Origin of the sequence: Gordonia oleivorans, assembly GCF_040044975.1 — a bacterium.
Lineage (GTDB): Bacteria > Actinomycetota > Actinomycetes > Mycobacteriales > Mycobacteriaceae > Gordonia > Gordonia oleivorans.
In genome coordinates this window covers 86136-108745 of sequence record NZ_JBDZDI010000006.1, presented here as the reverse complement: position 1 = coordinate 108745, position 22610 = coordinate 86136, and the positions used below count along the sequence as shown (strand labels likewise).

Here is a 22610-nt window from a genome sequence, read left to right as displayed (position 1 = left end):
CAACGCGGCGGCTGGCGCTCCTCGCACCTCGACCGACGGAAGGGGGCTTACGCTGTGGTGCAGCTCTTTTCGTTGGTCGAGCCGACCGGAGCGCTAGCGGAGGTCGTGTCGAGACCTGGTGGGGTGGGGCTGGGAAGTGTTGGGCTGGTCGCGTTGTCGGGTTGCGGTGGTCTCGAGGCTCGTCGCTGGCGCTCCTCGCACCTCGACCGGCGGGAGGGGGCTTGCGCTGGGGCGCAGCTGGTTTCGCTGGCTGTGTCGGAGAGAAGCGATCGGTCAACTGGTGCGGGTGAACAGATCTTCGTAGAACTCGAGCAGGTTGTGTTGGGATGTGGCCCAGGAGAGTTGGGATTCCACTCGGGATCGGCCGAGGGTGCCCATCTCGGCTCGGCGTTCGGGGTTGTCGAGGAGTTCGTTGAGGGCTTCGGCGAAGGCGGCTTCGTCGTTGGCGGGGACGTAGATCGCGGCGTCGCCGGCGGAGACCCGTGCTTCGACGAGGTCGAAGGATACCAGGGGGCGGCCCATCGCCATGTATTCGACCACCTTGTTCATCGTGGAGAGATTGTTCAGTGGGTTGAGCGGATCGGGTGAGAGGCAGACGTCGGCGGTGGACAGGCAGGTCTGTACGTACTCGTCGGGGACGCGGCCGGTGAATTCGACCATGTCGTCGAGCCCGAGATCGGTGGTCAGAGCGACCATCTCGTCGAGGGCGTCTCCGGCTCCCATGAAGATCGCGTGCACGTCGTCGCGGCCGATCTCGGTGCGCAGGTACTTCAGCGCGCGGATGGCGTAGTCGACACCGTCCTGCGGGCCCATCACCCCCAGGTAGGCGACGAGATGCTTCTTACCCTGCGCCAGAGCAGTATCCGGTGTGCGCATGACGAACCTCTCGAGGTCGGGGGCGCTGCGCACCACACGCACCGCGTCGGGTGACATCTTGCCCCGTTCGATGGCGACGCTGCGGTAGCTCTCGTTGGTGGAGATCACCCCGTCGGCAGCGGCGAAGGTCACCCGCTCCACGGCCCGTGTCGCGCGGTAGAGCCAGTTGCGGCCACCGAAGCGGGATTCGAACAACTCGGGCACCAGATCGTGGTGATCGAAGACGAATGCCTTGGCGCCCAGCAGTTTCAGCAGCAGTCCCACCAGGAACAGCAGGTCCGGGGGATTGCAGGCGTGCACGGCGTCGATGCGTTCGTGGCGTCGCACCCGCAGTGCCAGGCGGGTGGTGTGCCACAGGGCGAGACCGTACTCGCGCAGATACCCGGCCGGACCGCCGGTGGCCGGGCGCAACGGATATCGCAGGATGCGCACCCCGTCGATGGTCTCCTCGGCCGCGGTGTCGGTGGCGGTGCCCTGAGGGCAGATCACGGTCACCTGGTAGCCGCCGTCGACGAGGGCGCGCGATTCCTGCCAGACCCGCCGGTCGAACGGAACCGACAGGTTCTCGACGAGGATGAGGATGTGACGCTTCATGATCGGGCCCTTCTACGTGCGAGTGCCGACACGAGATTCTGATAGTCGTGTGCGGTCTTGGTGATCTGATAGTCGTTCTCGGCGCGCCGACGGCCGGCGGAACCGAGCCGTCGTCGCAGTTCGGGATGGGCGGCGAGGTCGGAGAGGCGTTCGGCCATCGAATCCGCGTCGCCGACGTCGACGAGGTAGCCGTTGACGCCGTCGGTGACCATGTCGCTCAACGAGCCGCAGTCGGTGGCAACCACCGGCAGCCCGGCGGCCATGTACTCGATGACAGCGAGCGGCACCCCCTCGTGCACCGACGACAGGCAGCCCGCGTCGAAGGCCGGCAACAGGTTCGCGACGTCGCTGCGGACACCGGTGAACACGATGTGCTCGTCGAGGCCCAGAGACGAAGCCAGAACGCGTAATTCCTTCTCCCGATCACCCTGCCCGATCACGAACAGGCGCGCGTTCGGATGGGTACGCACCAGCCGGGACATCGCGTGGAAGGCCACCTCGTGCGCCTTCTGAGACGACAACCGGGCGACCATCCCGATCGCGAAGTCGTCGGGCTTGATGCCGAGATCGGCGCGAGCCCTCTCCCGTTCGGTGTCATCGACCGGCGGTGGAATGACGATCCCGTTGGGGATCACCACCTCCCAGGTGCGGCTGATCGCGGAGGTGCCGACGCCCTCCTGATCGTGCAGGTAGCGTCCCTGGGCGGGGCTCAGCAGCACCAATGCCTGACTGGCCCACAGGGTGTCGACCGCCCAGCGGGGCAGCACCCGGCCGCCGACGTCGGTGAGATCCATGTCGTGTGCGGCGACGATGTTGGGGATGCGGCGGATCCGGGCGGCGACCCGACCGAAGGCCAGCGCCGCGCGGTGGTGATGGGTGACGAGAACGACGTCGGTGCGCGATCGGCGCAGGTCTGCGACGAGCCGGGTGAGCCGACGCGGATCCCAGCGACCGGTCCGGTCGATCACGGCGACCTCGAAGCCGGCGTCCCGGAAGCGTTGCGTCAGCGCTCCTTCACCCCGCAGGCACACCACCCGGGGGCGGATCACATTCGTGTCGAAGTGCGAGAACAGGTCGAGCAGAAGCAATTCCACGCCGCCGACCTCGGTGACGTCGAGGACGACGGTCAGCGTCATCGGTTCGCGGGGTCCCCGGGTGGCCACCAGACGCTGCAGGTGTCGCTGTGTCGACTCGACGGCACCGTCGAGACTGAACTCGGTCTCCACCCGGGTGCGGGCATTGCGGCCCATCTCGGCGAGTCGGTCCCGGTCGGACAGCGTCGAAATAATCTGCTGCGCAAGCGCGCTCGCATCATGCGGTGGAACGAGATGACCGGTGCGGCCCTCGTCGACCAGTTCGCTGACCCCGCCGACGTCGGTGCACACGGCGGGCACCGCGCAGGCCATCGCCTCGAGCAACGCCATCGGAAAGCACTCGATGCTGTAGGAACACAACACGAACAGATCCAGGGACCGCAGGACCGCGGGGATGTCGGAACGCGCGCCGGTGAAGATCACCGCGTCGTCGAGATGGTGGGCGGCGGCCAGCTCGTGCAGCCGGTCGCGCATCGGGCCGTCGCCGACGATGAGGAAGCGGGCGTTGGGGATGCGGGCACGCACCTGCGCGGCGGCGGCGAGGAACAGCTGGTGATCCTTCTCCGGGCGCAGCGCCGCGATGATCCCGACGAGGGGCTCGCTGTCGGCGACCCCGAGGTCACGCGCCACCGACCGATCGCGGTCCTGATCGAATGCGGCCGGGTCGACGCCGTTGTGAATGATGGTGACCTTCTCCGCCGGACGTCCGAGCTCGTTGACGATGTAATCGCGTTGCCGTTGGGCCACACCGAAGTAGGCGTCGGTGACCCGGTCGAGGATCGCGTCGGCGATGATGCGGACCCGGCCCCGTGGTTCGATATCGCCGTCGTTGTGCACCCACACCACCGACACCGGGACGCGGGTGATCCAGGCGGCGATCCGCCCGAGCATCTCGGCGTTGTAGCCGCGGACGAGGACGACGTCGGGCCGATTCCGGCGGAACTCGGAGATCAGTCCGAGCAGTGCGGGCAGGGCTTGGCGTTTGCCGAGTCGCATGGCGCGCACCGGAATACCGGTGGAGCGCAGGTCGTCGAACAACGCGCCGGGTTGACCGATGCAGATGACGGAGGGGACGAAGTGCCGCGGGTCCAGTCGTGGCATCAGGGTGGCGACGTGGCGTTCGGCGCCACCGACTCCCAGGTCGGGAACCACATGCAGCACCCGGACCCGCGAGTCCAATCCGGTCGTCATCGAAGAATCCTTTGATAGATGGAGTCGAGAGTGGCGGTGGCGGCGTTGATGTCGAAGCGTTCCCGAATGCGTTCGCGGGCAGCGTCACCCAGGCGAGTGCGTCGGGCGTCGTCGATGAGCAATGCATCCAGCGCGGCGGCCAGCGCGGCGGGATCGTCGACGGGGATCAGTACGCCGCAGGAGGTGTCGAGGACATCGGGAATGTCGCCGACCGGGGTGGCGATCACCGTCACGCTGTGCGCCATCGCCTCGAGCACCGCCATCGGTAAACCCTCGTTGCGGGACGGCAACACCACGATGTCGGCGCGGCGCAGCAGCGCCTCGGTGTCCTCGGGTGAGAGCCAGCCGGTCAGCGACACCGATTCGGACATACTGTGGTCGGCGATGACGGTGCGGGCGCGGTCGAGGTCACCGTCGCCTGCGATGGTCAGCCGTGCGGGCACCTGAGCAGAGCGCTGCGCCCAGGCGTCGAGCAGGACGAAGGTGCCCTTGCGGTCACCGACGCGACCGAGGAACACCACCCGCAGCGGATCGTCCGCGCGGCGGAGGACCGAGTCATCGGACACGCGAACCGAATTGGGCAGCACCTCGACGTGTGCCCTCGGGGCGATGGCCAACAATCGGGTGCGCCACTGCGGGCCGAGAGCGATGACACAGTCGGCGGCGGAGAGGGTTTCGGCGATGTATGCCTGCAGGAGGCGGGGTGCACGCTCATGGAACAGGTGGAACTCGGCGCCGTGGACGTGCATCACCACCGGGACCCGACGCGCCCGGGCGAGCCACAGCAGCAGACTCTTGCGGACGAAGCTGCCGTAGGACGCCGTGTGCAGATGCACCAGTGCGGGGGGTCGTCGAATCAGGGTGAGGGCCACCGTGATCAGAGCGGCCAGGTAGGTCAGCACCCGGGTGGGGACGGAACCGTCACGGTGGGTGGCGATGTGACGGATGTGCCAGTCCGACCAGAGTTGCGTGGCGGTGAACTCCCGCACCACCGACGACACCCCACCGCGGGTGCCCAGCGAGGTGGACACCCAGAGGACCTCGGTGTCGGTGGCGGCGTGCAGGTCAGTGGACGGCGACATGGGAGACCTCTCCGGCGTGGGACACCTTTCCGGGGAAGCCGATCGCACCTGTGCCGACCTGGCCCCTGCCGACCTGAGTGGTGCCGACCTGAGTGGTGCCGACCTGAATGGTGCCGGCACCGGGCCCGCGGCTGCGTTCGTACCACCCGATCGCGATGCCGGCGAGCAGGAATGCCAACGCATTGGGAAAGTCGAAGAACCGCAGGTCGACGGTGGTGCCGGCGATGACGAGGGTGAGCATCGTCAGCGCGGCGAGCAACGCCAGGTTTCGGCCGCAGACTCCGGCGTCGGGTAGGGCACGGACGGCGCGAACCAGGGCGAGAGCCAACAGGACCAGGACGGCGAGCCACAGCCCGACGCCGATGATCCCGAGCTCGACGAAGATCCCGGCCTCGTTCTGGTGCGAGGAGATGCCGAACCCGCGCATCCACGGGATGTCCTCGGAGAACCGTTGATGGTGCAGGGTATTGAGCGCGGTGAAGCGTCCGATCCCCCAACCGAACAGCGGTTTCTCCTGGATTGCCCACCACGAGGTGGCCAGTGAGTTGAGCCGGTCGTCGACTTCGTTGACCGACGCGACACCGCCGGCCGACCGGTCACTGCTGGTCAGCCGACTCCATGTGGCCATCACGCCGACGATGACCACCAGCAACGAGATCACATATGGTGTGCGGGGTTTGGCGAGAACGGCCCCCACGATGATCATGATCACGAAGGCCAACCACACCACCCGCGTGTAGGTGAGGTACATGCCGTAGGCCATCGCCCCGGCCGCCACATACAGCAGCACCCGAATCCAGACCGACCGCAGACGTGGATCGGTGGCGAGGGTGATGACGGCGAGGAACCCGGCGATCAGGCAGATCCCGTTGGCGACCGGCTGATTGAAGATGCCGTTGGCGCGCCCGGCCCAGTTCGGAGCGGTCACGATGTACCGCGGGAACACCAGTGCTGGTGCGTGGAACTGGCAGATGTTCATCAGCGCGGAGTACGCGCCGAAGGCGCCGGTCATCCAGATGATCACCCGGACGGACTTCTCACTGCGATAGACCATCCGGCCGACGAGGTACATCGTGAACGGGATCGCGGTGCCGGTCAGGATGAAACGGTAGACCGACAGGTCGGTGTCGGTCAGCGGATAGTTGACCGACAGATCGTGTGGCGCGCACCAGGAGTAGATGTTCCACAGCAGGTAGCCGACCATCATCGCGTCGAGCCAGGTGGGTCGTGGCAGCGCGCCGTGGCGTGCGGACAGCCACAGCAGCATCGCGAGCAGCACTCCGGCGAAGGCGGGGACGAACGGATCGACCGGGGCGATCGCACTCAGGGCCATGCGGCCGAACATGGCCACCAGCAGGTAGGCGACCGCGATCTGCGGATTGACCAAACCGGCAGCGGCAGCTGCGATCGCGATCACCCCGAGGGCCGCCAAGAGCGGGAACTGTGCCGGAGCGACCAGCACACCGACGGCGACGACGACCGCCACCGAGGCAGCGACGATGACCCGGATCGCCCGCGATCTGTTGTGCGCGAGCGGGATCGGAACCGATGTCACCGGATCAGCGTGTGCCGGCGGACTGCATGGCGGGTTCGCTGCGCCCGTGTGCGTCCGCATCCGATCCGCGGGACTCACGCCAGGTCGGGTGGCTGGCCACGTCCGGTTCGTCGGGTGTGGCTGCGTCCGCGTCGGACTCGGCGGCGTCGGTGTTCTCCGCGTCGACATCGGCTGCCGGCGTGTCGATGTCGGCTGCCGGCGTGTCGATGTCGGCTGCCGGCGTGTCGATGTCGTCCGCCGGTGGGGTCACGTCATCCGTGGTGTCCGAGGTGGCCCTGGCCTCACCGCCGGTACCGAACCGGGGAAGTCGCCCGACGACGGGGAGCGGATGCTCGACGAACACGGTGCCGAGGATGGTGGCGTCCACCTTTCGGAGCAACGCCACGGTCGAACCGACCGTGGCGTTGGTGGATCGTGACTGGTCGACCACCAGCACGCAGTCGCGTGCGACGCTGCAGAGTACTTGTGCATCACTGGATTCGGTGATGGGCGGCAGGATGATCAGGATGCGATCGTAGCGGTCACCAGCTCCGTCGAGCAGGGAGCGCAGCGCCGCGGCCGGCGGTGGTGCGTCGTCGGAGAGTTCGAGGGCCAGGAAGTCCTCGGAGTCGTCGGCGAGGAAGGTCTCCGGTGTCGGGTCGTCGTCACGGCCGTGGGTGGCGTCGATGATCGCCACCTGCAGTCCGGAGCGTCGCCAGGTGCGCGCGACCACTTCTGCGGCGTGTGCGGTGGAATCGTCGGAACTGGTGCCGCACAAGGCGATCAGTGCAGTGGTGGGGTCGGCGCGGTGATCGAGTGCGACGGCGAGATGCTGCAGACTGCGGGTGCCGGCCGGTTCGGAGGTGGGTACCGTCGCCAGCGACTCGAGGCCGGTCATCGCGTGCAGGTCGTGCGCGGAATCCACCCGGCGGGTGAAGATGCCGCAGGCCAGTGCGACACCGGCGCCGACCACCAGGCCGGCGAGCAATGCCAGCGCGATGGTGATCAGGCTGGGTCCACCGGCGGTGGACACCTCGGACCGCAGGTCGAGTGCGGTGACCTGGTTGGTGGAGTCGCCGGTGATCTGAGAGATGCGGTCCTCCAACTGCGCCAGGGATTGCTGTGGGATCACCCCGCTGGCGCTGCGGATGTCGTCGAAGGGTTTGCGGATGGCGGCGACCGAACGATCCTGTTCTGCCCGCATTGCGTCATTCACGGTGTTTTCCAAGGCCGTGGCCATCTGTCCGGCCGCGGGGCCGACCTGTGCGGAGTCGGTGGACGTGGCGGTGATGTAGATCAACGGACTCGGCCCGGCCAACGACGCGACAAAGGTGACATCCGCGGGTACCGCGGCGATGCTGCGCAGGGTGGCCTGGTAGGCGGGATCGTTGAAGAAGTTGATGTATCCCTGCGCGAGATACGAATCCTGTTCCGGCGCACGGGTTTGTGACGCAACCGACAGAGTGGCCTTACTGGAATAGGTGGTCGCGGTGGTCAGTGACGACACCGTTCCGACCAGTGTGATGACTATCGCTATGGCCGCGACGAGATAGCGTCGCCGCCAGATGCGATCCCAATGGATCGCAGCAAAGCTGCTCGTATTCACGATGTTTCCCTTCGCGTCTGTACGCGGAGGCCCCCCCAAAATCGGGCATCCTGTGTCTTCGCTTGTCAGCGTCCCCCCGGACGTGTGGACAGCGTCGGTGCCTCCCTGATGTGACACACGCAGACGCGTGTCACATGCTCACCGAGGACTGTCCTCCGACAAGTGAACCATCTTTTGTGCATTACAGTAAAGTGGGCGCGGGGGAAACGGCGTGACCATTCCGTCATGCCGGGGAGCGCCGGGGGGTGCATCGGCACAGGTAGGCCGAGGTCTCCGGGGCAGAAGAGTTCGGAGAATTTCATGGGGGAAGTTGCGGCATCTGTGGTCGTGGGGGGAACCAGACCACGGGTGCTCATCGAGAACAGCGAGTACTGGCTCCGTAACCACGGGGACATGGCGATGATGCAGATGACCATCGAACGCATCCGTCACCGGTGGCCCGGTGCGCGGGTGGCGGTGCTCACCGACTCGCCAATGTTGTTGCGCGCGTTGTTCGGTGACGTCGAGGCGATCACCGTCGGCGACGCCGACCCGTGGGGTCCGCCGACGTGGTGGGAGAACCTGGCCGAGCAGATCGGTCCGCAACTGGTGGGGCCGATCGCGATTGCCGTGTTGTGCGTTCGGGTGTGGTTGCCGCAGAAGGCACGTGGTGCGCGCAACCGGTTGCGCCGGGCGTGGCGGGTGCTGATCGGCCGCCCCGAGGAGATGGTGCCTCCGCCGCCGCGGGTGGCGGTGACCCGCGGATCGTTCGCGGCCGCCGAAGCGGCCACGGTGATCATCGCGCTGGGCGGTGGCTACCTCACCGACGCCGATCGCGCGCAGTCCAATCGCGTGTTCGGCCTGATGGAACATGCCGTGGCGCACGGTGTTCCGGTGGCGTTGGTCGGGCAGGGACTCGGCCCGCTGGATGATCCCGCGCTGCGGGAACGGGCGGCGGGCGCGTTGGGTGCGGCATCGGTGATCGCGTTGCGCGAGGGCCGTCGCGGTCCAGCACTCCTCGAGTCCTTGGGTGTGTCAGGCGACCGGGTGGTGGTGACCGGCGATGACGCCATCGAACTGGCCTATCGTGCGCGGACCGACGAGGTCGGCACCGATATCGGTGTGTGTCTGCGGGTGGCCGACTATTCGCCGGTGGCGCTCGCCGCGCAGGAGTGCGTCGGTCGGGTCGTGCGTACCGTCGCCGCCGCACACGACGGGGCGATCGCGCCACTGGCGATCGCCGAGTACCAGTCACAGGATCGGATCTCGACGCTGCCACTGGTCGCCGGGTACCCGAAGGTGCGTGAGATGCCGCACAAGTATGCGCATCCGTCGGCGGTGATCGAGCGTGTGACCGCGTGTCGAGTGGTGCTGACCGGGGCCTACCATCTTGCGGTATTCGCGCTGTCGCAAGGTATTCCGGTGGTCGCGTTGACCTCCACCGCCTACTACGACGACAAGTTCTACGGCCTCGCCGAGATGTTCGGTACCGGGATCACGGTGGTTCACTTCGACGATCCCGACCTCGAGGCCGTCCTGACCGGTGCGCTGACCGACGCCTGGGATTCGGCGCACGAGGTGCGAGAGCCGTTGCGGGCCAGGGCAGCCGAGCAGATCGCGGCGAGCACCGACACGCTCTATGGGCTTCTCGACTCGGTGGCGGCGGGACACGCCGCGATGACCGGGCGGGCCGACACGTGAGCATCGACGAGTGGGTGGTGCGATGAGCACCGACGCGAAAGACTATGTATCCGAAGAAGACGAGGCACACGACGGACGGTCGATGTCGAGCGTCGTCGGCAATGTCGCCGCGGCGTCGGCGGCGGCACTGGTGTTCGGCGAGATCGTCACCCTGGCCCAGACCATCGCCCTGGCCCGGTTGCTGACGCCGACGGAAGTCGGGTTGTTCATCTCCGGCACCGTCGTCGCGGCATTCCTCGGCAACTTCGTGGAGGGTGGGTTGCGTTCGGGACTCATCCACCGCGACAACGAACTCGAGGACGCCGCGGAGACGGTGTTCTGGGTGACGGCGATCGCCGGTTTGGGGATGAGTCTGCTCACCCTGGCCGCGAGCCCGCTCATCGGGTGGGCCTTCCACAGCAGTGAGGTGGCGCTCATCGCCGCCGCCACCTCGGGTGTGTTGTTCCTGTACTCGTTCACCAATGTGCCGGAAGCGTTGCTGCAGCGAGAGTTCAGCGTCAAGCGGCGTCTGATTGTCGGCCCCACCGTTGCGGTGGTGTACGCCGTGGTGGCCGTCGGGACCGCCGCCGCCGGGTGGGGTGTGTGGGCGATGGTGGCCGGCTTCTATGCGTCCTACGTTGCGTGGGTCGCGACGCTGTGGGTGATCACCGATTGGCGGCCCCGCCGGGGCCGCGCCTCGGTACGACTGTGGCGGGAACTGGCGCGGTACGGAATGCCGTTGGTACTGGGCATGATCGGCGCCCGGGTGCAATCGGTGGTGGAGTCGGTGGTGGTGGGCCGCGGCCTGAGCCAGGCCGACCTCGGCAATTTCCGCTACGGGCAACGGGTCTCGGCGATGCCGGAACGCGCGATCATCGAAGTCGGTGCCATCGCACTGTTTCCGGCGTTCTCACGGCTCAAGTCGGACCCGGAACGACTCAAACCGGCCTTCCTGCGAGCCCTGCAGTGGGCGATGCTGGGAGCGGCGGCCCTGTCGGGCATGATGATCGCCTTCGGCGAACCCGCGGTGGTGGTGGTCTTCGGTGAGCAGTGGCGGGATGCGGGCGTCGTCGTCGTCGCGATGGCGGGACTCGGCGTCGGCAAGGCCCTGATCTCGGTGAGCGAGGAAGCCATCAAGGGGACCGGGCGTACCCAACTTCTGAACTGGTACACCGCGGTTGAGGTCATCCTGGGTATCGGCCTGCTACTGGCGCTGATCGGTCCGTTCGGGCTGTGGGGTGCGGCGCTGTCGGCCTCGGTGACCGCGATCGTCGTGGGTATGACCTGTGTGTTCCTCGCACGCCCGATGGTCGGCTTCGCCTGGCGTGAGGTGATCGCGGCCACGGTGCCGTCGCTGCTGTGTGCCACGGTGGCCACCGTGGCCGCATGGACGCTCGAACATGGAGTGCTGCATTCAGATTCGCGAGGAGTCATCGTGGGCGTCGCGTTCCTGGCGGTGGGCGGTGTGTTCTTCGTGACGGTGTACGCCGCCGCGTTGCTGGTGGCGATGCCGACGCAGATGCGTGCCGTGTGTCGTCTCATCGGGACACGCATCCGGATCGGGGCGCGGGAATGACGCTGATCAGAGGTAGGTCCGGACCCGATCTGTCGCATCTGCAGTTGGGTCCGTGGCCGATGGGGGAGCATCGGGTGGTGCTGCGTCCGCCGCGCCTTGACGACGTCGCCGCCTGGCGTGACATCCGGGTGCGCGACCGCCTTCTCATCGAACCGTTCTGGGCGTACTCGCCGCTGCGGTGGGAGCAGAGGCATTCCGACCGCGCGTGGTTGCGGGAGTGCCTGCGCAACCGTAGTGAGGCGCGGTCGGGACGGTCAGTGGGTTTTGTCATCGACGTCGACGGTGAACTGCGCGGCCAGTGCGCGCTGACCGACATCGACCGGCCGGGCCGGTCGGCGGAGTTGGGGATCTGGGTCGACTCGACGCTCGCATCGTCGGGATTGGCGATTCTCGCGGGTTCCCTGGTGTCGGATTTCGCGTTCGGCACGCTCGGCGCGGAACGGGTGACGGCGCCGGTGTGCGTCGGCAACGTCCGTGCCGCCGGTGCCTGCCGCAAGGGCGGCTTCCGCGAGGAGGCGCTCATGCGGAACTACTTCCGGGTGGGTGCCGACGGCGTCGAACGGGACCATCTGCAGCTGACCCTGCGCCTGTCGACGGTGCCCCCCGAGGGCGTCACGCGGAGCCTGAGCCGGTACTTCGACCCCGATGGCACCACTGTTGGACGCCACATGTCGCGGGCCGAGTGGCCGCGGTACTGGCGGTGGTCGACCGGCGGTGACGGGCTGCGGTATCTGTTCGGGGCCATCTGCACCGGCGTGTGCGGCATGGTGGGCAGGATCGGACGGCAGCGCGTCGTCGGCCGGCCGGTCCAGGCGTCGGGGGTGGTCCTGACCGCGCGGTCCGGACGTGATGCCACGTTCACGGTGACCGTCGACGACGTCCCGGTCGGGGTGTGCGGACTACGGGGACTCGATGAGCTCTCCTCACACGTGACTGCGTGGTTCAACTTGCGTCCCGGCACCGACGGGTCACTGGCCGCGGTGGTGAATGCGCTGGTCAGCCGTGCTTTTGCGGTACGGGGGCTGCGTCGGGTGGCGGTGGTCTCCGTGCCGGATTCGGCGTTGTCGGATGTGCTCGCCGACCTCGGCTTCGAGCGGGAGGGACTGCTGATCGAGCACACCGATGCGGTGGGCCGACGTGGTGATCATGAGCTCTGGGGCGTGACCGTGGCGCTGTGGAATCGCGCGATGCAACCTGAGAGCCGCCGAGCCGCAAGCTGAGGGACTGCTGACAATTCCGCGCGTGTCCCTCGGATTGGGGACACTTTCGTCCGTTTCTTTGGCACCCTGGGGTGGTGAAGGTGTGGGAAATCGTGCTGCTCGTCGCCCTGGTGTGGGTGGCGTTGTCGGTGGTGACCGCCCTTCTCATCGGTGCGATGATCCGGCTGCGCGATCGTCGGGAGGCCACCCGTACGCAGGACACCACGGGGCCGCATGCCGTTGTCGGCGCCGGTCGGGTGCGCCGCCGGGAGTGACGCCGCCGACGTGGCCTATGTGGCCCGCCGATACGGTGTGAGGCATGACCTCCGCGCCGCAGAACGATTGGGCTCAGCCCGCCGACGACGATTCACCCCACGAGGGTGGGTTCCGGGGGCGGATGGACATCACCACCGAGCGTGGTGGGCCGCGGTACGGCGAACTCAACGAGGAGATCCGCCGGATGATGGATCTGGCGCGGTATGCGTGCCCGCCCGACGACATGGTCGCCGATTTCATCGATCAGATGCGCGGGTTGAATGCGCGCCTGGAGCAGGTGCAGATCGACGAGTGGCAGACGCCCGCGGGTACCCGCATCGACCTGCCGGCCCGCGGCAACATCACGCTGCCGCCCTTTGAGATCACCGAAGGCGGGCCCGACGGAGTGGTCGCCGCGGTCACCTTCCGGCCCTTCCATCTCGGCGGCAACAAGGCCGCCCACGGCGGGCACGTCGCCGTCGCCTTCGACGACCTCGGCGGCATGGCATCGGCGTTGAAGGTTCAGGGCATCACCCGCACCGCGTACCTGACGGTGAACTACCGGTCGCTGACGCCACTGGAGATCCCGCTGCGGATGCACACCTGGGTGGAAGAACTCGACGGGCGCAAGGCTTTCGTGAAAGGGACGCTGCACGACGGTGATCGACTGTGTGCCGAGCTCGACGCGCTGTTCATTGCGTTGAAGCCGGGGCAGGCGTAGGGGTTTCAGCACGGTGGGCTTGACCTCGACAGGCTCGGCCCGGCGATACACCGACTCGCAAGCACGTCGGCACTCGGGACCCACCGCTGGCCGAGTAGGGCGGAGCTTGCGGAGCCCGTATCGAGGTCACTTGTCGGCTGCGAGAGGTGTTGGGCTGGTTGGGTTGTCGGGTTGCGGAGGTGGCCTCGACCTCGACAGGCTCGGCCCGGCGGATCCACCGACTCGCAGGCTCGTCGGCACTCGGCCAGCGGGGGGAAGTGTTGGGCTGGTCGGGTTGTCGAGTGGCGGAGGTGGCCTCGACCTCGACAGGCTCGGCCCGGCGGACACACCGACTCGCAAGCTCGTCGGCACTCGGCCGGCGGGGGAGGTGTTGGGCTGGTCGGGTTGTCGGGTTGCGGAGGTGGCCTCGACCTCGACAGGCTCGGCCCGGCGGATACACCGACTCGCAGGCTCGTCGGCACTCGGCCAGCGGGGGGAGTGTTGGGTTGTCGGGTTGCGGTGGTCTCGACTCGCTGCTCGCCCTGGGGGGCTCGCAGCGGCTCGACCGGCGGGGGTAGCTCGACCGGCGGGGGTGGCTCGGCGGCGGGGGTGGCTCGGCGGCGGGTGGCTCGCCCGGTGGCCGGGCGAAACCTATTTCAGCTCTTCGGCTTCCAGTGTCATTCCGGCTCCGCGTAGGCGATCGACGAGGGCGTCGCCCATGGCGGCGGCGGGGGTGAGGACGCCGGTGAGCTTGGGGAGTTTGTCGCGGTTGAGGGCCAGGGTCAGGGCGCATTCGCCGAGCATGACGGCTGTCGCCTTGTAGCCGGGGTCGCCTTTCGCGCGGATTGTCGAACGGTAGCGTCGGCCGGTGCTGGTGCGCGTGTAGGTTTCGGTGACGAAGTAGCCGTTGTCCCTGGCCTTTTCGCTGGGGCCCTCGCCGGGTTCGGGGAGGACCTTGTCGAGGAGGCGGCGCGTCGGGCCGAAGCTCATCAGGCCGAGGAAGGCGCCCACCCCCACGCCGACGGCACCGGCGGCCAGCGTCGAGACACCCGGGATCGAGCCGACGTTCATCGTTTCGGCGTAGTGGAAGTCAGGGCCGTAGCCGTTGTCCAGCAAGGCGTTGGAGCGTCGCACCACGCGAGTGTTGTGCGAGGACATGAAGAACGGGGCCAGCGTGCCGCGCAGGGACGGGTCGACGTTGCGGGCCCGGACGATCGCGATGTCGCTGGGCTCCGACGACATCGCCACTTTGGGCGTGTTTCCGGGGGTGCCGGACAACGCCTGCGGGTTGAGCAGCAGACGGCGGGTCTGGGAGTCCTTGGCCTGCTCGGCGATCACGCGCATCGAGTCGATGGTGCCGCCGGACACCCCGCCGCGGAAGGACTTCAGGATGAGGGTGGTGTCGGTGAGGGTGCCCGCGTCGTCGTCGCTGACCTTGCGGTAGAGCAGGTAGGTGCCGAGATCGGAAGGGACCGAATCGAATCCGCAGGAGTTGACGATGCGGGCGCCGGTGGCCTGGGCGGTCTCGTGGGCCTTGTCGATGGCGAAGTGTACGAAGGGGACCTCGCCGGTGAGGTCGACGTAATCGGTGCCGGCGGAGGCGGCCGCGATGACCAGCGACTCACCGTACTTCAGGTACGGGCCGACCGTCGTGCAGATGACGCGGGTGCGCGCGACCATCGCGTCCAGCGAACTCGGTGACGACGAGTCGGCGACGATCAACGGCCAGTGCGCGGCGTGGCCGCCGAGGCGGCGTCGGACGTCGGCGAGTTTGGTTTCCGACCGCCCGGCCAGGGCGACCTTCGTGCCGGCGGGCGCGTGCTCGGCGAGGTACTTCGCGGTCAGCGCGCCGACGAATCCGGTGGCGCCGAAGACGACGACGTCGAACTCGCGGTCGGACTGCTCGGCACTCTCGGCCACCGTGGGTTCCTCGGTGACGTCGTCATCGGTGAAGTCTGCGCTGACACTTTCCCCGCTAGTCATGGTGGCGAGCCTAGTCGCCGTGCGAGCCCGATCACAGTGGGGTGGCGCGCCGCGCGACCCATCGGGCGGCGAAGGGTGCGACGAACAGCATCAACAGGACCCGCAGGATCTGCGCGGCGACGACGAACGCCACGTTCCCACCGGCCGCGGTGGCAGCCGCGAGCACCGCGTAGATGCCGCCGGGGGTGGTGGCGAGGTAGCAGTCGAACATCGACTCCCCGGTCCACGCCGACAGCAGCACGCCGAGGAGTGCACAGCCGACGCCGATGCCGAGGATCAACACGATGGCGAACGGCAGCACGCGGCCGATGGCACGCAGGCGGTCGAGGGTGAAACCGAGGCCGGCCTGCCAGCCGATTACCGCGTAGGCAAGGCCGAGGAGGATGCCGGAGACGGCGGCGTCGCCGCCGATCCCAGTGAGTTCGATGATTGTCGCGATGGCCATCGGGCCGAGGAGGCCGGCGGCCGGTAGGTGGATGAGACGGCCGAGTGGCAGGCCGATCCCGATGCACACGGCGAGCAGGAGAAGGCCCCAACCCTGGTCACCGGCCGACGGGGACGCGACCACCACACCGTCGGCGCTCGCATGGAACACCATGGTCGCGATCAGCGGGATGGTGATGGTGACCAGTGCGACGCGTACATACTGGATGACGGCGACCATGCGTTCGTCGCCGCCGAGTTCCCTTGTCAGCGCGACCAATCCGGAGGCGCCGCCCGCGACGAGGGCCAGGGCGCCGGTCAGGGTGTCGACCTGTTTGTGCAGGCCGAGCAGCATGCCGCCGACTACCGACAGCGCCAGCGTGCCCAGGCCGACGACGAGCACCGGCAGCCACGCCGAGCCGAGTCCGGCGAGGGTGTCCGGGTCGGCCATCGTTCCGATGAACACGCCGAGTACACCCTGCGACGCCAGGAACAAGGGCCGCGGGATGACGGGTGGGTCCGGGTTGTCGGCGGTGGCGCGGGGTGCCACACCTGCAATGGCCAGTACCGCGGCGACAACCAGACCGGCAAACAATGCTGCGGCGTCGACGTCGAGGAGTTGCAGGAGGGCCGTGGCCATCGCGGTGAGGAGTGCCAACCCGATCCAGCGGAGGAGGGTCGGGTGGCGCATTGGGTCCAGGGTAGGCGGGGAGTTCTTCAGGTGCGTGGGGTGCGGTGGCTCAGGACGCGTGGGCGGTGCCGAGCGACATGGCGCCGAATGTGCGGGGCGTGCCGCGTTGGTAGAAGCGGTCGATGTCGGTGATCGTGAAGCCGGCGTCGGTCAGGGCGGCGGGGATGTCGCGGGTGAGGTGGCAGCCGCCGGCGACGCGGCGCTGGATCGGTTCGAGGCGGTGCTGCCAGCGTTGGACGCGGGAGTCGGGGGCGTCGCCGTGTTCCAGGAAACACAGCGGGGCGCCGGGTTTGAGGACGCGGCGCAATTCGGACAGCGCGGCGGACAGATCCGGGATGGTGCACATCGTGAACGTGGACAGCGCGGAGTCGAAGGTGTTGTCGGCGAAGGGGAGTGACTGGCCGTCGAGGCCGGCGCGGGTGATCGGGACGGTGGCCGTGCTGACGCGTTCGGCGGCCAGGGCCCAGCCGTCGTCGGAGGGTTCGACGGCGACGACCTCGGTGACCGTGTCGGGATAGGCGGCGACGTTGAGTCCGGAACCGAACCCGATCTCGACGACGCGGCCGGTCAGTGGGGCGCAGGTGGTGGTTCGTAACGGTCGGATGAGCGACGAACCGCAGGTCAGGTTGATCAGACGCGGCAAAATGTGGCGATCATAGAAGCCGGGGGCCATGGAAGTGAGGGTAGGCCGAACCCTCTGCCCATTTCTAGACATCCCGCTCAGTAGCAGATCGCGCTGACCTGGGGTTTTGCTGCGGGGCTACTTCGAGAATGTCTAGAAATGGGCACAGGGGTGGGCGCCCGGGGATCCTCCGTGACACGGATGTGGCGGATGAGGCACCAGTGTCTGATGGGATTGATGTGAAGCGGGTCCGGGTGGAGCGCACGCGGTTCGGAGATCGTCTTATCCCCAAGCTGGACTCGATGGAGCCACACGGGGTCCTGCTGCGTCCAATGGCCATGGACAACACGAACAACATCGACAAGATCGTGACATTGGGCGTCAGCACCCGACCGGAGCTGCTCGCGGCGGGAGTGACCGATACCGACATCAAGCGAATGGTGCGGCGGAAAGAACTCGAGCAGATCCGGCGCGGATGGTTTGCCACCCCGGGAGCCGACCTTGAGGCCATCGCCGCAGCGCGACGGTATGGCGCAGTGAGCGGGCCGACCGCGTTGACGAAGTACGGGATCTGGGTGCCGCCCGGCTACGACCAACTGCATGTCCGGACGGGGAAGGCGGCGACTCGTCAATGGGCAGGATGCTGCCGGCCACCTGGGTCACCGACCCCGGTTACGACGATCCTCGATCCGCTGATGGTGGCGCTGGCAGCAGCGGCGCACTGCATGACCGACGAGCACTGGATCGTGGTCTGCGATTCGGTGATGAACATGCACGGCCTGGACGTGGAGTGGCTGATCGCCATGCTGCCGGGCGTCGACGAGTACATGAGGATGCTCCTCGAAGAGTGCGATCCGGCGTCGATGTCGGGGACCGAGACCATCGTCCGGGTGCGGTTGCGGCGGCTCGGTTACGTGGTGATCGTGCAACCGCCCATCAGCAGGGTCGGATTGGTCGACCTCCGGGTGGAGAACCTGCTCATCGAATGCGACAGCGAGCTTCACCACACCAGCCTGGAGAGTTACCGCAAGGACCGCCGACGGGATCGTAAGGCTCTCACCAAAGGACTCGATCCGTTGCGCCTGACCTACGACGACGTCCTGTATGGGTGGAAGGAGACCGTCGAGGACATCGAGCAGATCCTGCAGAACGAGCGGCACCATCGTCGACTGACCGATGACTGACCGCCGCGACCGGGGCCCTCGTGCGGGCACTACTACGCTGGATCGCATGAATCCCTCGACCCTGCAGGCGCATGTGATCGTCGACGAGATGGTGCGCGGCGGTGTCCGGGAAGCGGTGCTGTGCCCCGGGTCGCGGAACGCGCCGCTGGCGTTCGCCTTGCATGCCGCGGACGTGGCCGGGTCGTTGCGGTTGCATGTGCGGATCGACGAGCGGTCGGCGGGATATCTGGCGGTGGGATTGGCGGCGTCGTCGGGGCGGCCGGTGCCGATCGTGATGACCAGCGGTACCGCGGTGGCCAACATGAGTCCGGCGGTCTTCGAGGCGAACTATGCGCGGGTGCCGCTGGTGGTGGTCAGCGCGAACCGGCCCTACGAGCTGCTCGGGTCGGGGGCCAATCAGACCGTCGAACAGTTCGGCATCTTCGGCACGCAGGTGCGGGCGGCGATCAGTCTGGGACTGGCCGAGGCCGACGTCGACACGAACAGTCAGTGGCGTTCGGCGGTCGGGCGTGTGTTGGCCGCGGCGCGCGGTGCGCGCACCGGTAACGCCGGGCCGGTGCAGTTCGACATCCCGCTGCGTGAACCCCTCGTCCCGGGGCCGGGGTCCGAACCCGACGACGCGTTCGGCGAGTTCGCCGGCCGACCGGGCGGGTTGCCGTGGACGCAGGCGCCGGTCGGCAAACTTGACATCCCGTTGCCGATCGATCTGTCCGTCGACACCGTCGTCGTCGCAGGTCACGGTGCCGGGTGGTATCCGGAGCTGGCCGGTGTGCCGACGGTGGCCGAGCCGACCGCACCGCATCCGTCGACGCCGCTGCATCCCCTCGCGCTCGACACGCTCACACCCAGGCAGGCCATCATCTGCGGCCGGCCGACGCTGCACCGCGGGGTGTCACGCCTGCTGGCCGACCCGGACGTGCAGGTGTACGCGGTGACCACCGGCCCGCGATGGCCGGATGTGTCGGGCAATGTGTACGCGACGGGCACGCGGGTGGAGGCCGTCGGCGAACCGCGTGAGGAGTGGCTCAAGGAGTGTGCGCAGATCCATCAGCGGACGCTCGGGGCGGTCGTCGCCGAGCTGGATGCGGGTGGCGCGCCGACCGGGTTGCATGTGGCGCGGGCGGTGAGCGCGGCGATGGCGCCGGGCGATCAGCTGGTGGTGGGCGCGAGCAACCCGATCCGCGACATCGCCCTCGCCGGGCGGGTCCCGGCGGGTGTGCGGGTGCTGTCGAACCGGGGTGTCGCCGGGATCGACGGCACCAATTCGACGGCGATCGGTGCGGCGTTGGCGCACGACATCGACCATCCGGGCGCGCGGACCGTCGCCCTGATGGGGGATCTGACGTTCCTGCACGATGCGACCGGACTGATCGTCGGACCGGGGGAGCCGCGGCCGACATCGTTGCGGATCGTCGTTGCCAATGATGACGGGGGTGGCATCTTCGGGCTGCTCGAGCAGGGGGATCCGCGGTTCAACAGTGGCCCGTACGCGGGGGCGTACGAGCGGGTCTTCGGCACGCCGCACCGGACGGACCTGGCGTCGTTGTGCGCGGGTTTTCATCTGCCGCATCGGCGGGTCGAGGTGGGTGAGGTGTCGGCGGTGCTGGCCGAGCCGGGTGGTGAGGGCATCGAGGTGATCGAGGTGGTCACCGACCGGGAGCGACTGCGGGCGGTGCACGCGGGCATCGTGGCGCGGCTGCGGTAGCGGCGCGGGGTCGGTGGGGCGGCGACGTATCCTGTCTGTCATGAATCCGACGATCCTGCGGCGCGTACAGAAGACGCTGCTGGTGCTCGGGTTGATCGTGACGGTGATGGCCGGGGCGATCGTGGTGGCCGCCTACCGCAATGACGCCGCCATCGACCGCAACAAGGGCACCGTGATGGCCGACATCGTGTCGGCGGACCGGCTGCATGCGGTGGCGTATTTCCAGACCCCGGACGGGCAGATCTACAGTCCGCGGCTGGGCCTGCTGTATCCGACCGAACTCGGTACCGGGCAGCGGATCAGCGTCGAATACGACACCACCAATCCCGACCTGGCGAGACCTGCCGGGCGGACGGCGGCGTTGTCGATCATCCCGGCCGCGTCGGTGGCGGCGGTGGCGTGGCTCGTCGTCATCGCGTTGATGTTGCTGATCGCCGAGGTGAACCGGCAATGGCGGCGTCGGCGTGGTGGGGCCGAGCGTGGCGATGCCGAGCGTGGTGATGGCGGGCCGGACGAGGTTGCGTCGGATGATGCCGGATCGGATGGTTCCGGCCCTTCCGGTGAGCGGGTTTCGGTGCAGGCGTGAGGAAGTCCACCTAGAGGTCGGTCTGTCGGAGATTTTGCGGGGAGTTCGCGTGCATGTCACGTCGCGCCTTCTCGCGGGTCATCGGCGACGGTGACGATGGCGCCATGCGCGTTGCGATTGTGACGGAGAGTTTTCTCCCGCAGGTCAACGGGGTGGTCAACTCGGTGCTGCGGGTGGTCGACCATCTGGAGCGGACCGGCCATTGCGCGGTCGTCATCGCTCCGGATTCGGAGCGTGAGGGGCGGCGGGCGCCGCGATTGGTGGGGCGTCGGACGCCGGTGCACACGGTGCCGTCGATGAATTTTCCCGGTGTGACGTCGTTGCCGGTCGGGGTGCCGACGCCGGCGTTGTACCGGACGTTGCGTGACGTGGGGCCGGATGTGGTGCATCTGGCGTCGCCGTTCGTGGTCGGCGGGGCGGGTGCGGTGGCGGCGAAGTGGCTGCAGGTGCCGTCGGTGGCGGTGTTTCAGACCGACGTCGCGGGGTTCGCGCAGGCGTATCGGATGCAGATGGCGGGCAAGGCCGCGTGGCGCTACACCAAGCGGGTGCACATGGCGTGTGACCGTACCCTGGCACCGTCGACGTCGACGATGGATGATCTTGCCGCACATGGTATTCCGCGATTGCATCGGTGGGCGCGGGGGGTTGATACGGCACAGTTCTCGCCGTCGCGACGCGATGAGGTGTTGCGGGCGTCGTGGGATGTGGATGGCCGGCTGGTGGTCGGGTTTGTCGGGCGGTTGGCGCCGGAGAAGCATGTGGAGCGGCTGGCCGGGTTGGATGCCGATGATTCGATCCGGTTGGTGATCGTCGGCGACGGGCCGGAGCGGGCGCGGTTGTCGCGGATGTGCCCGAATGCGGTGTTCACCGGCGAGCTGCGCGGCGAGGAGTTGGCGCGGGCGTATGCGTCGCTGGATGTCTTCGCCCATCCCGGCGAGCATGAGACGTTCTGCCAGGCCATTCAGGAGGCGATGGCCAGCGGGTTGCCGGTGATCGGGCCGGATGCCGGTGGGCCGCGGGATCTGGTGACGCCGATGTCGACGGGATTCCTGCTGGATCCGCGGACGTATGCCGATCGGGTCGGCGAGGCGGTCGAGGCGTTGCGTGATCCGGTGCAGCGGGCGGCGATGGGTCGGGCCGGGTTGTCGGCGGTCCGGGCGCGGACGTGGCCGGCGCTGTGCGAGGAGTTGGTGGGGCATTATCGGGCGGTGATCGCCGAGCGGGATGGGCGTGGTGGGATCGCGTCGGAGGGGCAGCGGCTGGCCGGGTAGCGTGGTCGCCATGGCTACCACCGATCGTGCGAGTCTGGACAAGGATCCGGCCGAGGTCGCGGCGATGTTCGACGGCGTCGCGAAACGCTACGACATCACCAACACCGTGCTGTCGTTTGCGCAGGATCGACGCTGGCGCAAGGCGACCCGCAAGGCGTTGGCGTTGACACCAGACGACGTGGTGCTCGACCTCGCGGCCGGCACCGCGGTGTCCACGGTCGAGTTGGCGACGTCGGGCGCGAAGTGTGTGGCCGCGGATTTCTCGCTCGGCATGCTCAAGGCGGGGGCCGACCGGGATGTGCCCAAGGTGGCCGCCGACGCGATGCAGTTGCCGTTCGCCGACGAGTCGTTTGACGCGGCGACGATCTCCTTTGGCTTACGCAACGTCCACGACGTGCCTACTGCACTGGGTGAGCTGAGCCGTGTGTTGAAACCTGGTGGGCGACTGGTGATCTGCGAGTTCTCGACGCCGACGTTCCGGCCGTTCCGGACCGTGTACATGGAGTATCTGATGAAGGCGCTGCCGGCGGTGGCGACCAAGGTGTCGAGCAACCCGGCCGCGTATGTGTATCTCGCAGAATCGATTCGGGCCTGGCCCGATCAATTCGGCCTCGGTGACCTGATCCGCGACGCCGGCTTCACCAACGTTCGCTGGCAGAACATGACCGGTGGGATCGCGGCCATTCATTCGGGGATTCGGGTGTAGCTGTCGCGGGGGCTCTGGGGCAAAGTTGGGTGGTGCTGGAGAACTTGGGTGCTACAGCACCCAGGTTCTCGTG

General features: G+C 67.9%; 18 protein-coding genes and 1 pseudogene. 11 read left to right on the top strand and 8 right to left on the bottom strand.

Going from position 1 to position 22610, the window contains the following annotated elements:
* Positions 1 to 273: 273 nt before the first annotated feature.
* The 3 genes from ABLE92_RS11965 to ABLE92_RS11955 are packed head-to-tail and all read right to left on the bottom strand — an operon-like array spanning position 274 to position 4744.
* Positions 274 to 1470 carry a glycosyltransferase family 4 protein gene (locus tag ABLE92_RS11965; RefSeq protein WP_348804983.1) on the bottom strand — a complete coding sequence of 399 codons (1197 nt, stop codon included), beginning with the start codon at positions 1468 to 1470 and terminating at the stop codon, positions 274 to 276.
* Complete coding sequence (locus ABLE92_RS11960; RefSeq protein ID WP_348804982.1) at positions 1467 to 3755, bottom strand: glycosyltransferase; 2289 nt, start codon at positions 3753 to 3755, stop codon at positions 1467 to 1469. The genes ABLE92_RS11965 and ABLE92_RS11960 overlap by 4 nt, the downstream gene beginning before the upstream one ends.
* Complete coding sequence (locus tag ABLE92_RS11955; RefSeq protein ID WP_496560796.1) at positions 3752 to 4744, bottom strand: glycosyltransferase family 4 protein; 993 nt, start codon at positions 4742 to 4744, stop codon at positions 3752 to 3754. Before ABLE92_RS11955 ends, ABLE92_RS11960 begins: the two co-directional genes overlap by 4 nt.
* Here ABLE92_RS11955 and ABLE92_RS26155 point away from each other — a divergent pair.
* Positions 4701 to 4922, top strand: a pseudogene (locus ABLE92_RS26155) (hypothetical protein); the annotation flags it as partial. The gene ABLE92_RS11955 and the pseudogene ABLE92_RS26155 overlap by 44 nt on opposite strands.
* On the opposite strand, the gene ABLE92_RS11950 reads toward ABLE92_RS26155, so the two are convergent.
* A complete protein-coding gene (locus ABLE92_RS11950) occupies positions 4821 to 6392 on the bottom strand; it encodes an O-antigen ligase family protein (RefSeq protein WP_348804980.1) in 1572 nt (523 codons plus the stop codon). The pseudogene ABLE92_RS26155 and the gene ABLE92_RS11950 sit on opposite strands and share 102 nt — an antisense overlap.
* Positions 6393 to 6396: 4 nt before the next feature.
* Positions 6397 to 7977, bottom strand: a complete 1581-nt coding sequence (locus ABLE92_RS11945; protein WP_348804979.1) for a hypothetical protein — start codon at positions 7975 to 7977, stop codon at positions 6397 to 6399.
* A 348-nt stretch (positions 7978 to 8325) separates the two neighbouring features.
* Here ABLE92_RS11945 and ABLE92_RS11940 point away from each other — a divergent pair, with 348 nt between their 5' ends.
* The 5 genes from ABLE92_RS11940 to ABLE92_RS11920 all read left to right on the top strand — a co-directional run bounded on the left by ABLE92_RS11940 (position 8326) and on the right by ABLE92_RS11920 (position 13387).
* Positions 8326 to 9657: a polysaccharide pyruvyl transferase family protein gene (locus tag ABLE92_RS11940; RefSeq protein WP_348804978.1), complete on the top strand. Its 1332-nt coding sequence runs from the start codon at positions 8326 to 8328 to the stop codon at positions 9655 to 9657.
* A gap of 22 nt (positions 9658 to 9679) precedes the next feature.
* On the top strand, positions 9680 to 11212 hold the full coding sequence (locus ABLE92_RS11935) for an oligosaccharide flippase family protein (protein ID WP_348804977.1): 1533 nt from the start codon (positions 9680 to 9682) through the stop codon (positions 11210 to 11212).
* Entirely contained in the window at positions 11209 to 12432 is a 1224-nt protein-coding gene (locus tag ABLE92_RS11930; protein WP_348804976.1) for a GNAT family N-acetyltransferase, read from the top strand. Before ABLE92_RS11935 ends, ABLE92_RS11930 begins: the two co-directional genes overlap by 4 nt.
* Before the next feature lie 74 nt (positions 12433 to 12506).
* The gene (locus tag ABLE92_RS11925; RefSeq protein WP_348804975.1) at positions 12507 to 12686 is read left to right on the top strand and encodes a hypothetical protein; all 180 of its coding nucleotides are present in this window, start codon (positions 12507 to 12509) and stop codon (positions 12684 to 12686) included.
* Positions 12687 to 12730: 44 nt separating this feature from the next.
* Complete coding sequence (locus ABLE92_RS11920; RefSeq protein ID WP_348804974.1) at positions 12731 to 13387, top strand: PaaI family thioesterase; 657 nt, start codon at positions 12731 to 12733, stop codon at positions 13385 to 13387.
* Between the two features lie 630 nt (positions 13388 to 14017).
* On the opposite strand, the gene ABLE92_RS11915 is transcribed toward ABLE92_RS11920, so the two are convergent.
* From ABLE92_RS11915 to ABLE92_RS11905, 3 genes are read right to left on the bottom strand one after another with little or no spacing between them, the layout of a single operon-like run.
* A complete protein-coding gene (locus tag ABLE92_RS11915) occupies positions 14018 to 15349 on the bottom strand; it encodes a saccharopine dehydrogenase family protein (protein ID WP_348804973.1) in 1332 nt (443 codons plus the stop codon).
* Between the two features lie 31 nt (positions 15350 to 15380).
* Positions 15381 to 16463 carry an AbrB family transcriptional regulator gene (locus ABLE92_RS11910; RefSeq protein WP_348804972.1) on the bottom strand — a complete coding sequence of 361 codons (1083 nt, stop codon included), beginning with the start codon at positions 16461 to 16463 and terminating at the stop codon, positions 15381 to 15383.
* A gap of 49 nt (positions 16464 to 16512) precedes the next feature.
* Positions 16513 to 17136, bottom strand: coding sequence for a class I SAM-dependent methyltransferase (locus tag ABLE92_RS11905; protein ID WP_348804971.1), 624 nt, complete (start codon positions 17134 to 17136; stop codon positions 16513 to 16515).
* A 251-nt stretch (positions 17137 to 17387) separates the two neighbouring features.
* Here ABLE92_RS11905 and ABLE92_RS11900 point away from each other — a divergent pair, with 251 nt between their 5' ends.
* The 5 genes from ABLE92_RS11900 to ABLE92_RS11880 all read left to right on the top strand — a co-directional run bounded on the left by ABLE92_RS11900 (position 17388) and on the right by ABLE92_RS11880 (position 22537).
* A complete protein-coding gene (locus ABLE92_RS11900) occupies positions 17388 to 18269 on the top strand; it encodes a type IV toxin-antitoxin system AbiEi family antitoxin domain-containing protein (RefSeq protein WP_348804970.1) in 882 nt (293 codons plus the stop codon).
* Positions 18270 to 18315: 46 nt separating this feature from the next.
* Entirely contained in the window at positions 18316 to 19974 is a 1659-nt protein-coding gene (menD, locus tag ABLE92_RS11895) for a 2-succinyl-5-enolpyruvyl-6-hydroxy-3-cyclohexene-1-carboxylic-acid synthase (protein WP_348804969.1), read from the top strand.
* Between the two features lie 40 nt (positions 19975 to 20014).
* Positions 20015 to 20560: a DUF3592 domain-containing protein gene (locus tag ABLE92_RS11890; protein ID WP_348804968.1), complete on the top strand. Its 546-nt coding sequence runs from the start codon at positions 20015 to 20017 to the stop codon at positions 20558 to 20560.
* Between the two features lie 104 nt (positions 20561 to 20664).
* Positions 20665 to 21831, top strand: coding sequence for a glycosyltransferase family 4 protein (locus ABLE92_RS11885; protein ID WP_348805120.1), 1167 nt, complete (start codon positions 20665 to 20667; stop codon positions 21829 to 21831).
* A 10-nt stretch (positions 21832 to 21841) separates the two neighbouring features.
* Positions 21842 to 22537 (top strand): demethylmenaquinone methyltransferase, encoded by a 696-nt coding sequence (locus ABLE92_RS11880; RefSeq protein WP_348804967.1) that lies wholly within the window; start codon positions 21842 to 21844, stop codon positions 22535 to 22537.
* Positions 22538 to 22610 lie beyond the last annotated feature (73 nt).

Bases quoted from the DNA above. Each gene is read 5' to 3' on its own strand.
- ABLE92_RS11965 (WP_348804983.1), bottom strand. From the start codon at position 1,470: ATGAAGCGTCACATCCTCATCCTCGTCGAGAACCTGTCGGTTCCGTTC.
- ABLE92_RS11960 (WP_348804982.1), bottom strand. From the start codon at position 3,755: ATGACGACCGGATTGGACTCGCGGGTCCGGGTGCTGCATGTGGTTCCC.
- ABLE92_RS11935 (WP_348804977.1), top strand. From the start codon at position 9,680: ATGAGCACCGACGCGAAAGACTATGTATCCGAAGAAGACGAGGCACAC.
- ABLE92_RS11930 (WP_348804976.1), top strand. From the start codon at position 11,209: ATGACGCTGATCAGAGGTAGGTCCGGACCCGATCTGTCGCATCTGCAG.
- ABLE92_RS11920 (WP_348804974.1), top strand. From the start codon at position 12,731: ATGACCTCCGCGCCGCAGAACGATTGGGCTCAGCCCGCCGACGACGAT.
- ABLE92_RS11915 (WP_348804973.1), bottom strand. From the start codon at position 15,349: ATGACTAGCGGGGAAAGTGTCAGCGCAGACTTCACCGATGACGACGTC.
- ABLE92_RS11910 (WP_348804972.1), bottom strand. From the start codon at position 16,463: ATGCGCCACCCGACCCTCCTCCGCTGGATCGGGTTGGCACTCCTCACC.
- ABLE92_RS11905 (WP_348804971.1), bottom strand. From the start codon at position 17,136: ATGGCCCCCGGCTTCTATGATCGCCACATTTTGCCGCGTCTGATCAAC.
- ABLE92_RS11900 (WP_348804970.1), top strand. From the start codon at position 17,388: ATGGAGCCACACGGGGTCCTGCTGCGTCCAATGGCCATGGACAACACG.
- menD (WP_348804969.1), top strand. From the start codon at position 18,316: ATGAATCCCTCGACCCTGCAGGCGCATGTGATCGTCGACGAGATGGTG.
- ABLE92_RS11890 (WP_348804968.1), top strand. From the start codon at position 20,015: ATGAATCCGACGATCCTGCGGCGCGTACAGAAGACGCTGCTGGTGCTC.
- ABLE92_RS11885 (WP_348805120.1), top strand. From the start codon at position 20,665: ATGCGCGTTGCGATTGTGACGGAGAGTTTTCTCCCGCAGGTCAACGGG.
- ABLE92_RS11880 (WP_348804967.1), top strand. From the start codon at position 21,842: ATGGCTACCACCGATCGTGCGAGTCTGGACAAGGATCCGGCCGAGGTC.